Origin of the sequence: Arthrobacter sp. LAR12-1-1.1, from assembly GCF_040676555.1 — a bacterium.
In the GTDB taxonomy this organism is placed as follows: domain Bacteria; phylum Actinomycetota; class Actinomycetes; order Actinomycetales; family Micrococcaceae; genus Arthrobacter.
On sequence record NZ_JBEGIG010000034.1, the window covers coordinates 210,788 to 224,493 of the forward strand.

7 protein-coding genes are annotated in these 13,706 nt (G+C 69.3%); 3 read left to right on the top strand and 4 right to left on the bottom strand.

Features of this window, described 5'->3' with window-relative positions; translation table 11 throughout:
• The first annotated feature begins 12 nt into the window (after window positions 1-12).
• From MRBLAR12_RS17085 to MRBLAR12_RS17095, 3 genes are all read left to right on the top strand, one after another.
• Entirely contained in the window at window positions 13-3,840 is a 3,828-nt protein-coding gene (locus tag MRBLAR12_RS17085; RefSeq protein ID WP_364747265.1) for a PKD domain-containing protein, read from the top strand.
• A gap of 80 nt (window positions 3,841-3,920) precedes the next feature.
• Entirely contained in the window at window positions 3,921-6,539 is a 2,619-nt protein-coding gene (locus tag MRBLAR12_RS17090) for a PKD domain-containing protein (RefSeq protein WP_229993198.1), read from the top strand.
• Window positions 6,540-6,647: 108 nt separating this feature from the next.
• Window positions 6,648-8,384, top strand: coding sequence for a hypothetical protein (locus MRBLAR12_RS17095; RefSeq protein WP_229993199.1), 1,737 nt, complete (start codon window positions 6,648-6,650; stop codon window positions 8,382-8,384).
• A 58-nt stretch (window positions 8,385-8,442) separates the two neighbouring features.
• Here the strand turns inward: MRBLAR12_RS17095 and MRBLAR12_RS17100 are convergent, their stop codons facing one another.
• The 4 genes from MRBLAR12_RS17100 to MRBLAR12_RS17115 all read right to left on the bottom strand — a co-directional run bounded on the left by MRBLAR12_RS17100 (window position 8,443) and on the right by MRBLAR12_RS17115 (window position 13,605).
• Window positions 8,443-9,495 carry a hypothetical protein gene (locus MRBLAR12_RS17100; protein WP_229993200.1) on the bottom strand — a complete coding sequence of 351 codons (1,053 nt, stop codon included), beginning with the start codon at window positions 9,493-9,495 and terminating at the stop codon, window positions 8,443-8,445.
• A gap of 414 nt (window positions 9,496-9,909) precedes the next feature.
• On the bottom strand, window positions 9,910-10,941 hold the full coding sequence (locus MRBLAR12_RS17105) for a glycosyltransferase family 2 protein (RefSeq protein ID WP_364747268.1): 1,032 nt from the start codon (window positions 10,939-10,941) through the stop codon (window positions 9,910-9,912).
• Window positions 10,934-12,448 carry a lipopolysaccharide biosynthesis protein gene (locus tag MRBLAR12_RS17110; RefSeq protein ID WP_290369344.1) on the bottom strand — a complete coding sequence of 505 codons (1,515 nt, stop codon included), beginning with the start codon at window positions 12,446-12,448 and terminating at the stop codon, window positions 10,934-10,936. The genes MRBLAR12_RS17105 and MRBLAR12_RS17110 overlap by 8 nt, the downstream gene beginning before the upstream one ends.
• Window positions 12,445-13,605, bottom strand: coding sequence for a glycosyltransferase family 4 protein (locus MRBLAR12_RS17115; RefSeq protein WP_364747270.1), 1,161 nt, complete (start codon window positions 13,603-13,605; stop codon window positions 12,445-12,447). The genes MRBLAR12_RS17110 and MRBLAR12_RS17115 overlap by 4 nt, the downstream gene beginning before the upstream one ends.
• Window positions 13,606-13,706 lie beyond the last annotated feature (101 nt).

Genomic DNA, 13,706 nt, shown 5'->3' on the forward strand with positions numbered 1-13,706 from the left:
TTGGGGGAGGCCATGACGATGCCGGAGTCACTGCAGGGACCCGCGCCAGGAAAGGCGCGGGGCCGCGGCCCGGCCCCGCGACGGTTGCTGGAAAAGGTCGTGGCAGCCGTGGCGGCTTCGGCGCTCGCGCTGTCGCTGGGGCTGGCGGCAGTGGCCCCGGCGGGGGCGGACAGCGTCCCGCCGGGGCCGGCCGATCCCGCCAACCCGGCCACGGTGACGGCGGATGCACTGCCGACAGCCCAGATCGACGGCGTCGTCTGGCAGCAGGTGGTGGTCGGCAACACCGTCTACGCGGCGGGGAGCTTCGGCAGCGCCCGGCCGGCGGGCTCACCGGCCGGGACCAACACCGTGGTCCGCCGCAATATCCTGGCCTACAACCTCAGCACCGGCGAACTGCTTCCCTTTGCCCCCGTGCTGAACGCCCAGGCTTTCAGCATCGCCGCATCGCCAGACGGTTCGCGGATCTACGTCGGCGGTGATTTCACCACTGTCAACGGTGCGAACGTCTGGCGGGTCGCCGCCCTGGATCCCGGAACGGGGGCGCTCATTCCCTCCTTCCTGCCCAAGGTCGCCGCAAGCGTCCGGGCGATCGTGCCGACCGCCGGCACCGTCTACCTTGGCGGTCTGTTCACCGCGGTGGGATCAGCCGCGCGCAGCCGGCTGGCGGCCGTCCAGGCCACCAACGGCGGCCTCACAGCCTGGGCGCCCTCGGCGGAAGGCGGCCGGGTCAACGCCCTGGCCCTGTCCCCTGACGGCACCCGCATGGTGGTCGGTGGCGCCTTCACCACCCTCAACGGCTCCGCCAATCCCGGCTACGGGCTCGCCGCCGTGGACACCCTCAACGGCGGGCTCCTGCCCTGGGCCGTCAACGGGCGGGTGCGGGACGCGGGAGTCAACTCCGCCATCACGAGCCTGAGCGGCGACGCCGACAACGTCTACGCGACCGGCTACGTCTTTGGCACGGGCGGCAACCTCGAAGGGACGGTCGCCGCCGGCTGGAACGGCGGCCAGATCACCTGGATGGAAGACTGCCACGGCGACACCTACGCCGTCTATCCGGCCGGCGACGTCATCTACAAGGTGGGCCACGCCCACTACTGCGGCAACGTCGGCGGCTATCCGCAGACCGAACCCTGGAGCTTCCAACGCGGCATCGCGTTCAGCAAGGCCGCTACAGGCACCATCATCCGGGACCCGCTCGGCTACCCCAACTGGGCCGGACAGCCCTCACCCTCGCTGCTCAACTGGTTCCCGGCCCTCGACACCGGCACCTATACCGGACAGAACCAAGGCGCCTGGGCCGTCACCGGCAACGCACAATACGTGGTCCTGGGCGGGGAATTCACCACCGTCAACGGAGTACGCCAGCAGGGCCTCGTCCGGTTCACCGTCCGGGACAAAGCACCGAACGCGCGCGGCCCGGTCCTCAGCGGGGCCCGCAGCAACCCAACCCTGAGCTCGCCCGCAGCCGGGACGGTGCGGGTGCGCTGGCAGGCCAACCATGACCCGGACAATGTCCGGCTCACCTACCGCGTGATCCGGGACGGCATCACCGCCGCCCCTGTCTACACCGTCACGCAGGACAGCACGTTCTGGAAGCGGCCCGGCATGAGCTACGTCGATTCCGGGCTGGTGCCGGGCCAGACTTACAGATACCGGATCTTCGCCACGGACGCGCTCGGTAACGAGTCCCGGTCCGACACCGTCTCGATCACGGCCGCGGCCTCGACGCCAGCCAGCGGCTACGCCGACGCCGTCCAGGCTGACCGCCCCGGGAACTTCTGGCGCTTCAATGACACCTCCGGACCCACCCTGGTGGATTCCGCCGGCGCCGAGGACCTCGCAGCCGCTGCCGGAACCGGGCTGCGGGGCGACGGCGCCGTCGTCGGCGAAACCGCCGGCGCCGGAACCTTTGACGGCACCGTCAACGGAGTCGCCGCGGACAACGCGTTCCAGCGCGCGCCGGACGTTTTCACCGCGGAAGCGTGGGTCCGCACGAGCAGCACAACGGGCGGGAAAATCATCGGATTCGGCAACGTTGCCAGCGGCACGTCACGGGTCACTGACCGCAATGTCTACATGGACGACGCCGGCCGGATCTACTTTGGCCTCTGGAACGGGGCAGTCCGGAGCATCAACAGCGGCACGGGGTTCAACGACGGCCAGTGGCACCAGATCACCGCCACCCTCAGCGGCGGCGGCATGTTCCTCTACATCGACGGCGCCCGGGCAGCCTTCCGCACCGACGTCACCTCGGGCCGGGTCTTTGACGGGTACTGGCGGATCGGATCGGACCTGGTGGGCACCTGGCCCAGCCAGCCGAGCAGCGGCAGCCTCAAAGGCGACATCGACGAAGTCGCGCTCTATCCCGCCGCCCTCGGCCTCCAGCAGGTCCAAAACCACTACCGCGCCTCCGGCCGCACGCTCACCGTCCCGGCCACGCCGCCCACGGCAGCCTTCACCTCCTCGATCACCTACCTGAGCCTCAGCGCCGACGCCTCCGGCTCCTCGGACCCGAACGGACCCATCGCTTCCTACACCTGGGCGTACGGCGACGGAAGCACCGGCACGGGCGTCACCACCCAGCACGCCTACGCGGCTGCCGGGTCCTACACCGTCCGACTCACCGTGACCGACGGCGACGGCAACTCCACGAGCACCACCCGGACCATCACGGCCACGGCCCCGCCGGGGAACCAACCGCCCGCGGCGGCGTTCACGTCCACCACCAGCCAGCTGACTGTGAGCGTGGATGCGTCGACGTCCGCGGACCCCGACGGCACCATCGGCTCCTACGCCTGGGACTTCGGCGACTCGGCCACAGGAACGGGGAAAACCACATCCTACAGCTACGCAAGCGGCGGAACCTACCCGGTCACCCTGACGGTCACGGACAACGACGGGGCGTCCAGCACAAACACCGTGCAGGTCTCGGTGCAGCCAAACCAGCCCCCGGCCGCGCAGTTCACGGCCAAGGTCACCAACCGCACCGCAGCCTTCGACGCCGCCGGGACATTAGATCCGGACGGCACGATCGCCTCCTACGACTGGGACTTCGGCGACGCCTCCACTGGATCCGGCGTCGCCCCATCGCACACCTACGCCGCGGCCGGCAGCTACGTCGTCGTCCTGACAGTGCTGGACAACGACGGGGCCACCGGCACCGCCACGACGACGGTCACGGTCACAGACCCGCCGCCCAACTCGGCCATCGCCGCCGACGCCTTCGGGCGGACCGCGGCCCCGGGCTGGGGCACGGCGGATACCGGAGGGGCCTGGACAGCCGCCGGCACGGCGGGCAACTACGCCGTGGCGTCGGGGGTTGGCTCCATGACGCTGGGCACGGCCGGAGCCCAGCGCCTGGCCTACCTGTCCGGAGTCTCGGTCCCGGCCGCGGACGTCCGGGTCAAGACCTCGACGGACAAGGTCGCCAACGGCGGCGGCATGTTCCTCGGCATCATCGGGCGGAAGGCGGGGGCAGACGAGTACCGGGCCAAGCTCAAGATCTCCTCCACCGGGAGTACGAGCCTGTACCTGACCAAGCTCGTGGGCGGCACGGAAACCACGCTGCAGTCCGTCACGGTGCCCGGCCTGACCGTGGCCGCAGGAGACCAGCTCCGGCTGCGGATGACCGTGACCGGTGCGGCACCCGCCGCCCTCCAGGCGAAGGTCTGGCGCGATAGCGCCACCGAACCGGCATCCTGGCTCGTCACAGCCGGCGACGCCTCGGCTACGCTCCAGGGCGCCGGGTCGGTCGGGCTGATGTCCTTCCTGTGGAGCACCGCGGGCAACGCGCCGGTGCAGGCGAGGTTTGACGAATTCGATGTGCGGCCTACCTGAGGGCGGGCCGTTGAAGACTTGACCGCGGGACGGGCCGGGCTGAGGAGGGGTACCCGTCTTCCAGATGAAGGGATCATTCCATGACGTGGCGAACAGAAGCCGGAACCGGAAGCACTGCGGAGCCCGCAACCACTGCGCGGGCCCGCTCCTCCACAAGCCAGGGCACCCGCCGCGCCGCTGCCGTGGCGGGTGCCCTGGCCGCTGCGCTGGCCCTGTTCATAGCCGCGGCGCTCGTGTGGGCACCCGACGGCGTCACCGATTCCGCTCCCCTTGACCCAAACGACCCCAAGACCCCGGTGACCGTCACGGCAGACAGCCTCCCCACCGCCCAGCACGACGGCGTGGCGTGGCAAACGGCCGTGATCGGCAACACCGTCTATGTGGTCGGCAAGTTCGGCAACGCCCGGCCCTTCGGCGCCGCCCCCGGGACGCAGTTGACCGCCCGGGCCAACATCCTGGCTTTCGACATCACCACAGGGCGGCTCATTACCGGCTTCGCGCCCGTCCTCAATGCCCAGGCGCTCGCCGTCGCGCCATCGCCGGACGGATCCCGGCTGTACATCGGCGGGGATTTCACGTCCGTCAACGGCGTGCAGCGCCTGCGGGTCGCCGCGCTGGACCCCGCGACCGGAGCGCTGATCGGTTCGTTTGCGCCGAGGATGAACGCCTCCGTCCGGGCCATCGCGACATCGGGCGGGACCGTGTGGATGGGAGGCACCTTCACGGGCGTCGGAACCACGTCCCGCTCCCGGCTCGCGGCCGTCAGCGCCGCGGACGGAGCGCTGTTGCCGTGGGCGCCGGTTGCCGCGAGCGGCCGGGTCAACGCCCTGGCCCTTTCTCCCGAGGGCGCACGGGTGGTGGTCGGCGGCGCGTTCACCACGCTGAATAACTCGTCCCGCCCGGGCTACGGGCTCGGCATGGTGGACGCGCTCAGCGGCGCCAACCTGCCCCTGCAGGCCAACGACGTGGTCCGCGACGCGGGAACCGACTCGGCGGTTTTGTCGCTGTCCACGGACGGCACGAGCTTCTACGGCACCGGCTACATTTTCGGCACGGGCGGCAACCTGGAGGGCGCCTTCGCGGCCAACTGGTCCGACGGCCGGATCAAATGGGTAGAGGACTGCCATGGCGATTCCTACGGTGCCTTCGCCACTGACACCGCGGTCTATGTCGCCGGGCACCCGCACTACTGCGGCAACCTGGGTGGATTCCCCGAGGTCACCCCGCGCGTCTGGCACCGGGCGGTCGCCTTCGGCAAGGCCGCCACGGGGACCCTCGTGCGGGATCCCCTCGGCTACCCCTCCTTCACCGGGCAGCCTGCGCCGGCGCTGTTGAACTGGTTCCCGGACATGGACAACGGAACTGCCAGCGGCCAAAGCCAGGGCCCCTGGGCCGTGACCGGCAACAACACCTATGTGGTGATGGTGGGGGAGTTCCGCAACGTCAACCAGCAGCCGCAACAGGGCCTGGCCCGGTTTGCGCGCAGGGATGCGGCGCCCAACCTGCAGGGCCCGCGCGTCACCGGGGCCGCGTTCGTGCCCACCTTGTCCAGCCCCGCCGCCGGGCGGGTCCGGGTGCAGTGGCAGGCCAATTGGGACCGCGACAATTCGTTCCTGGCCTACAGTGTCCTGCGCGACGGAAACCCCGTCCCGGTGCATACCGTCTCCGCGCAGTCCACGTTCTGGCAACGCCCGGCCCTGGAGTTCAACGACGCCGGACTGGCCGCCGGTGCGCACAGCTACAGGATCGCCGCCCGGGATCCGCTGGGAAACACCGTCACGGGAGACAGTCGCAGCATCACCATCGCAGGCTCCTCCGGCACCGCGCCGACGGCTGCCTTCACGGCCGGCACCACGGGGCTGACGGTGAACGTCGACGCCGCCGCGTCCTCGGATCCCGGCGGCACCATCGCGGGCTACTCGTGGGCCTTCGGCGACGGCGGCACCGGCACCGGCGTCACGGCGTCGCACAGCTACGCGTCCGGCGGTACCTACACCGTGACACTGACCGTGACGGACAACAGCGGCGCCACCGGTACGGTCAGCCACGACGTCACCGTCAGTTCCGGCGGGGTCCTGGCGCAGGACGCCTTTGGCCGGACGCTGGCGTCCGGCTGGGGAACGGCGGACACCGGCGGAGCGTGGTCGCTGAACGGCTCGGCGTCGTTCTTCTCGGTCGGCGGAGGGCAAGGAACCATGAACCTGGCCGCAGGCCGGGGCCCGTCAGCATTCCTGCCGTCGGTCTCCACTGCCGCCAGCAACTCGCTCGTGACGGTATCGCTGGACAAGATCGGCAACGGAGGGGGCTCCTACCTCGGAGTGATCGGACGGCGCGTGGGAACCGCCGAGTACCGCGGCAAGGTCAAGGTGGCGGCCAACGGAGCCACCACGCTCCAGCTGACCCGCCTCGCCGGCGGTGCGGAGACCGTCCTCGGGCAGTTCACGCCGGGAATCACGCTCGCGGCCGGCCAGCAGCTGCAGCTGAGGGTGGAAGTCTCGGGAGCCTCGCCCACCACGCTCCGGGCGAAGACCTGGCGGACGGGAGCGGCGGAGCCTGGACCGTGGAGCGTCACGGCCACCGACTCTACCGCCGGCCTGCAGGGCGGGGGAGGCGTGGGCCTCCTGTCTTACCTGTCTAGCTCCGCGACCAACGCGCCGGTGCTGGCACGGTTCGACAACCTCGATGTGCGGCCCATCTGACGGGGCGAATGGAAGGTAAGACCAGAAAGGCCGGGAACGGGCAGCCGCAACCGGGCAAGTCACTCAAGTAACTCAAGGATTGGCGATGCTGAGCGAAGGAGGATTCTGATGTCCTGGAAGCCTGGGGGCGCGCCCGCGCTTCATGCCCACGGAGAACCGCCCCGGAGCGGTCCCCGTTTCCGTCGATGGCGGCGCGGATGGCCGGCTGCGGTCCGGGTCTGGAGGGCGGGTGCCAGTGCTGCGCTGGCCACAGCCCTGGCCTTTACGGCCGCCCCGGGCGCAACCGCGGACTCCGCGCCCGCCGACCCGAGCCTGCCCTCGAGCCCTGTGACGGTGACGGCGGATTCGCTGCCGACGGTCCAGGTGGACGGGGTGGTGTGGCAGCAGACCGTCATCGCGGACACGGTGTACGCCGTGGGTAAGTTCAGTACTGCCCGCCCCGCCGGCGCCCCGGCCGGCACGCAGACGACGGCCCGGAAAAACATCCTGGCGTTCAGCCTGACCACGGGAAAGCTCATCACCAGCTTTACGGCGTCCCTCAATGCCCAGGCCCTGGCCGTGACGGCGTCCCCGGACCACAAACGGCTCTATGTGGGCGGCGACTTCACCCAGGTCAACGGCCACGCCGTGCGGAAGGTTGCGGCCCTCGACCCGGCGACCGGGGCCCTCATTCCCGGCTGGGCCCCGCCTATGTCGGGCTCCGTCCGCGCGATCGTGGCCACGCCGGCCACGGTCTACCTAGGCGGCTCGTTCACCGCGGTCGGATCCGCCGTGAGATCGAGGCTGGCGGCGGTCCGCGCTTCCGACGGCGGCCTGCTGGCGTGGAAGCCTGCGGCCGGCGGGGGACGGGTTAATGCCTTGGTCCTGGCTCCCGACCGCAGCAGGGTGGTTGTCGGCGGGGCCTTCACCACGCTCAACGGCAGCAGCGAGCCGGGCTTTGGCCTGGGCGCCGTGGACCCGGTCGGCGGTAAGAACCTGCCAACGCCGGCCAACGAAGTGGTGCGCAACGCCGGCACCTACGCGGCCATCACGTCACTCTCGAGCGACGGGACCAGCTGGTACGGGACGGCGTTCATCCTCATTGACAGCGGCGGCACCGGGAACCTCGAGGGATCCTTCGCCGCGAACTGGTCCAACCTCGCCATCAAGTGGATCGATGACTGCCGGGGCGACTCTTACAGCACCTTTGCCAGCAGCACCGCGGTGTACAAGGCGGGGCACTCCCATGACTGCGGGAAGATCGACGGTTTCCCAGAAACCGACCCCCGGTCCTGGCACCGGGCGCTCGCCTACAGCAAGGCGGCGACGGGGACCCTGACCCGGCCCAGTTCACGTCTTCCGAGCTTCACCGGCCAGCCCATGCCGACGCTGCTCGTGTGGTTCCCGGATATGGACACCGGGACGGCCACGGGCCAGAACCAGGGGCCGTGGACCGTTGCCGGAAATGATCAGTACGTGGTGATGGGCGGCGAATTCCTAAACGTCAACCTGCGCGGGCAGCAGGGGCTTGCACGCTTTGCCGTAACCAGCATCGCCCCGAACAAGGAGGGGCCGAGGTCCTCGGCCGCGTCCACAAACCCCGTGCTGGCATCGCCCTCATCCGGCACGATCAGCATCAGCTGGCAGGCCAACTGGGACCGTGACAACTCCAGGCTGAACTACAAGCTGTACCGGGACGGGAAGATCATCAGCACCCGCTGGGTCTCGTCCAGGTTCTGGTACCGTCCCACGATGCAGCACGTCGACTCCGTGCCGTCCGGAACCACCCATGAATACAAGATTGTGGCCAACGATTCGTTCGGCAACGCCAAGACGTCCGCCACCGTGAGCCTGAAAGCCAGATGACACACAAAACGGGCCGGATCTTATCCGGATCCGGCCCGTCAGGACCCGCTCATGGATCCTAGTAGTTGTAGCGGATGCCGCCGGTCTTGCCTTCCACCAGCAGGGCCTGGGTGTCGGCCCAGCGGTTGCTGGTGGTCAGGCCGGCCACGGTACTGGCGGCGCGGTTGATAACCCGGACGGGGTACTTCGAGCCGTTGCCGAAATCGAACTGGTTGCGGCCGAGCTTGTTGTTCGAGACCGTGACCGTGATGTTCGAGTACTTGCCGTTGTCGATATTGATGGACGATTGGCCGTCATCCACCCAGTTCTTGTCGACCACTACGTTGGCGAGCTTGGCAACGTTCTGCTGCAGCATGATGCCTATGCCCGCGTGGGTGCCGCGCGGGTTCGGCGCGCTGCCGGTGCCCGGCGTGGAGTTGGCCACGATGTTGTTGCCGACGATGCGGATGTTCTGGCCGCCCTGGACCTGGATGCCGTCATTGTGCGTGCCGTCGCTGTGGGCAGGGTCGTAGGACCAGTAGGTCAGCCCGTGGATGTAGTTGGCTTCGGCCGTGACGTTGGCAGTCACCGGGCCGCCCGGGCGGTTGAAAATGCCCAGGCCATCGTTGGAGCGCTGGATGTGGTTCCGCCGCGCGGTGTAGTCGTGGCCGACGATGCCGTCGCGGTAGTAGGACGGCCTGTCCGGGACGATCGTGCTGTCCTGGACCACCAGGTTGACCACGGCGGCGTTGTTGGCGTCGACGACGCCGGTGTTGGACCTCGGGATCGCCTTGCCGCCGTGCAGCCGGCTGTTCTTGATGACCACGTTCTTGGCCCGGACCTTGATGTCGCCATAGATGTCCAGCCCGTCCAGGACCGTGCCGTCCCTGGTGATGACGAGGTCCGCACCCGAGGTGTTGTACGGCTTCAGGGCCGTTCCGGCCGGAACACCGGTGGTGGACGCGCTCGGCTTGTAGGACCCAACCGTCAGCGCTGCGGGCGCCATTGCGGGCGCAGCCTGGACGGCCGGTGCCGCGGACAGGGCGAGGGCAGTGATTGTCACTGCCGCAGCGCCCGCGGCATACGTTGCGCGGACGTTCTTGCGCTGGACTTTCTTCGTGCCAATGGCCATAGTGTCAAACCTCTTTTGTCTTACTCTCCGGGCACGGGGAATCGCAAGGACATAGCGGAACTGGCGGGAGGCCCGCGCGGGGCCTGTCTGCCGGCGGCGTGGAGACCGCGCCGGTATGTTGCTTGATGCATGGTCAGCGCAAGTTGTGTTCTTGAGGCCCAGGTGACTGAGACCTGGGCGAGGCGTGGGCGGACCCGTGGCCCTTGCGACTGACTTCCCGGGAGGCGTTCCCCGACCCCGGCTTCTGTGCAGACACGCTAGTCGAGGTGCCCGGCAGGTTGCAAATTGGTAACGACGGGGCGTGTCGAATATCAGCTTGATCGCGCCCGGGCGTGTCGCTTGTATTAGCTGCAAAATTCCCCTCGTATCCAACCTGCCGCGGCGACGCCTCAGAGACGGTGAACTGCAGCAAAACTATTTTCGGCGGTACTCGCTGTAAACATAGCCAAAGGCGCCGGATGCCATACCCAGGCCCCGGGCGGCGGCCCGCATTCCCTGCGCCTGTTGCCGCACTGAGCCGCTGATGAGTCCCGCTGCCAGGCGCGCCGACCCGCCGACGAACCGGACTGATCCGGATCCCAGGGAAGCGCCCCTGGCCCCCAGCCGGGCCGCCATGCCTGCGGCGAGTTCCAGGTCGACACGCGCCGCGGAGTTCCCGCTGCGAAGGGCGCGGCGCAAGACCCACCTGCGGGTGAGCCGCGAGGCCGGAACCCGGTCCACCACCACGGCCTCATCGCACCACAGCATGGATCCGCCGCGCTGGACGAGTTGCCGGGTGAACAGCGTGTCCGATCCTCCGCTGAGACCGAAGCGTTCATCAAACGCGAGCCGCAAGGCGCGGACCTGCCGCAGGTCCAGGAGCAGGTTATTCGTCGCCGCCACGTCCAGCCGGGTCCCGGTGGGGAGCCTGCGGCGGTGGAAGAACCTGCCGGCCTCGATCCAGGGCTCCGGCGCGTGTTCGTATTCGCTGATGACCGGACCCACGACGGCGGCGGCGCCGCTGGAGCGCTGCAGGCCCACCAGCTGCGCCAGCCACTGCTCCGAGGGCACTTCGTCGTCGTCGATGAAGACGAGCAGCGCGCTTGATGCCGCCTCGTGCAGGGCGCGGTTCCGCGCCGCCGCGATGCCGGGCTTCGGCTCGTGGACGTACCGGACCAGCCCCGGCCGGAGAGTGCCGGCGAGCCGTTCCACGGTGGGGCGGGCGCTCGCCTCGGGGTCGTTGTCGATCACGAGCACGGTGGCCTGCGGATTTTCGGGCCCGTCTGGGCCTCCCTGTCCCGGTGAGACCAGGACTGTACCGGCCTGGGCCGCCAGCCGCGGCAGCGCCAGGGCGATGTCATCGGGCCGGCGGTAGGTCAGCACCGCAACGACGAGGCCGTCCGCCGGGATTCTGACGGCGAGTTCGTCGCCCGAGGGGCGAACGCTGGGGTGTGTGATGTCAGTCATTCTGACCTCTTGTCGTTGTAGGGGCTTGCCGCGGGGCAGGCCGTCCAATGAATGCCCGCGCCTGTTCGAGATAGCCCGAGAGCATGCGCCGGTGGAAAACCCGCAGCGCGGCGAGGGTGAGGGCTGCAAAGAGCCCCAGCCCGCCGAACAGGTGCCACGGGCCGTGTGCGGTGGCCAGGGACAGCGCCCCGTATCCGGCCGCACCCCAGGCTGCGGCGTGGACAGCGGGGAAGATTGCCGCCAGCTGGGACATCGTCGTCACACCTGTCAGCCGGGACTGGATGCGCAGGAGCACGGGCGTGAGGATAAAGCCGGCAGCGCAGTATCCGACGGCGACGCCGAAGACGCCGAACTGGAGTCCGATCACGATACCGCCAACCTGCACAACGGCGGCCAGGATCTCGTACCTCACGATCAACCCGCTCTGCCCCAGACCCTTCATCAGGGAGGGCGTGACGTAGAAAACGGTTTCGCGTGCGCCCCCGATGGCGAGCACACTTACCAGCCCGGCCGCGGGCAGCCACTCGGGGCCCAGAACCAGGCCCACGAGCTCGGGGGCGGCGCATGCCACAAAGACCATCAGCGGAACAGCGGAGATCGCCAGCAGCCTCGTCGCGGAGACAAGGATTGCGGCCACTGTCTCCGGGCTGCCGGCCGCGCGGGAAAACGCGGGAAACATGACCCGGTTGACGGTCTGGCCAATCAACTGGACCGGGATGACGAGGATACGGTAGGCCATCCCGTAAAGGGAGAGTGCGGCGACGCCGAGCACCCGGCCCACGAGGATGTTGTCCAGGTTCCGGGAGAAGTAGGCCAGACAGTCGGTGGCAAAGACGCTGAAGCTGAATCGGAACAGCGGCGCGATGGTCCGGAAGGCAAAATTGGGGACGGGACCCCGGCTCGCTGCCAGCAACAACGCGCTGCAGACGACGTCAGTGGCGACCACCTGGTAGACCATGGACCACGGTCCGGCGCCGGCAAGCGCAGCGCCGATCCCGGCCGCGCTGCCCGCGGCTGCCGCCGCAATGTCCGCTGCGCCGACCCTGTGGAGGGCCAGGTTCCGGGACAGCATGGCCCGCGGTGTGATGGCCAGGGCTTTGACTGGGATCGCCAGAGCCAGCAGCCTAAGGATCGGCTCAAGCTCAGCCACGCCGAAGAACTGCGCAATCCAGGGAGCGGCGCACCAGGTCACCACCGCGAGTAGGGCCGCCACCAGGATGTTTAGCATGGCTGTGGCACCTGCCAGGCGGCGGGTCACGTCCGGCCGCTGGACGAGCGCCGCGGAGAGGCCCTGGTCCAACAGCAGCGCCACCAGGTTGATGTACACGGTGGCCGCCGCGATGACTCCATAGCTCTGCGGCCCCAGGAGGCGGGCCAGAACCACGGCGCAGAGCATTTGGAATCCCTGCCGGGCCAGCACTGCCCCGAAGCTCCACCGGACGCCTCGCGCCGTTTTGGCTGGTGCGGCCGGTACGGAGGCCGCACGGGGGGCAGGGCTGCCGTTCACAAAAGCCTGCCCGCAGCCTGCGCCAGATGCCCGGTCATGAGGGTCCCGTAGCGTTCCGGACTGTGCCTGCGGCCGGCTTCGGCGGCGTCGAGCCTTGCACTGGACTGGTAGTGGTGCCATTGGCCGGCGACGCGGGCGAGCGCCTCGGCGAGCTCGCCCGCGTCGCCGGGTTCGACGAACTGCGCCGAACGGTAACCGGCCGCGGCCTCCCGCAGGCCCGAGGTGTTGCTGACGATGACAGGGCGGGAGGCCAGGACCGCCTCGACGGCCGTGTTGCCGAACGGCTCGTCGAGGCGGGAAGGCACCACCACGACGTCGGACTCGGCAAGGAACGGCCAGACCACATTCTGGAAACCATGGAACGTGACGTGGTCTTCGGCACCATGGGCCTGGACCTGGCTGCGGAGGCCGGCCTCGTAGTCCTCGTAGCCGGGGAAGACCGCCCCCACCACGGACAGGCTGGCCGGCACGCCGTCGCTGCGGAGCCGCAGCAGCGCGTCGATGGCCACATCCACGCCCTTGCGGTGGGACAGCCGTCCGACGTACAGGATCCGGAGCCCGCCTTGGAGGTCCGGCCGTGGCGGTACCGGCGCGTCCGGCCCGGGGACGCCGTTGTAGAGCACTCTCGGGCGGCCATGGAGCGCCGGCAGCGCGGAGGCCAGTGTGTCGGAGCTGAACTGGCTGTTCGTCAGGATCCCGCTTGAGAGCAGCAGCGGCAGGGCCAGGGCCGCGCGGAGAGCCCGGGGGGCGTTGGCCTCCGCCTCATGGACGTGGGTGACCACCGGGACCCCCGTCAGCCGTCCCGCGGCCGTCCACAGTGGGACAGTGATGGTGTTTGCCAGAATGACGTCCGGGCGCGCGCCCCGGATCACACCTATGCTGCGGAGCAGCCCGTATACAGACGCGGCCGCGAGTTTCGCCAGTCCAGGTGCCGTCAGCAGGCTCTTGCGCAGCACCGGCGTCGGCGACAGAATGACCGCGGCGCCCCGGCGCTTGAGTTCTGCCACGAGCGGCCCCGGCGACGGCAAGGCCACCAGGACGCGCGCGCCGCTGCGGTGCAACCCGTCAATGGTTTCCAGCAGCACCCGGTCGGAGCCGTAGAGGTCCGCGCTGGGGTGCGCCACTAGTACCGAGAATTGCTCCCCGTTAGTCTTCATCGTGCCCCCTCGATCCGGTACCGCGGCGGAAGGCAACCCTGAACAAAGGACCGGGGCCGCTGCTGACGCAGGAACACCGGTCCGGCCACCGGGGCCTGGCC

Bases quoted from the DNA above. Each gene is read 5' to 3' on its own strand.
- MRBLAR12_RS17090 (WP_229993198.1), top strand. From the start codon at position 3,921: ATGACGTGGCGAACAGAAGCCGGAACCGGAAGCACTGCGGAGCCCGCA.
- MRBLAR12_RS17100 (WP_229993200.1), bottom strand. From the start codon at position 9,495: ATGGCCATTGGCACGAAGAAAGTCCAGCGCAAGAACGTCCGCGCAACG.
- MRBLAR12_RS17085 (WP_364747265.1), top strand. From the start codon at position 13: ATGACGATGCCGGAGTCACTGCAGGGACCCGCGCCAGGAAAGGCGCGG.
- MRBLAR12_RS17105 (WP_364747268.1), bottom strand. From the start codon at position 10,941: ATGACTGACATCACACACCCCAGCGTTCGCCCCTCGGGCGACGAACTC.
- MRBLAR12_RS17095 (WP_229993199.1), top strand. From the start codon at position 6,648: ATGTCCTGGAAGCCTGGGGGCGCGCCCGCGCTTCATGCCCACGGAGAA.
- MRBLAR12_RS17115 (WP_364747270.1), bottom strand. From the start codon at position 13,605: ATGAAGACTAACGGGGAGCAATTCTCGGTACTAGTGGCGCACCCCAGC.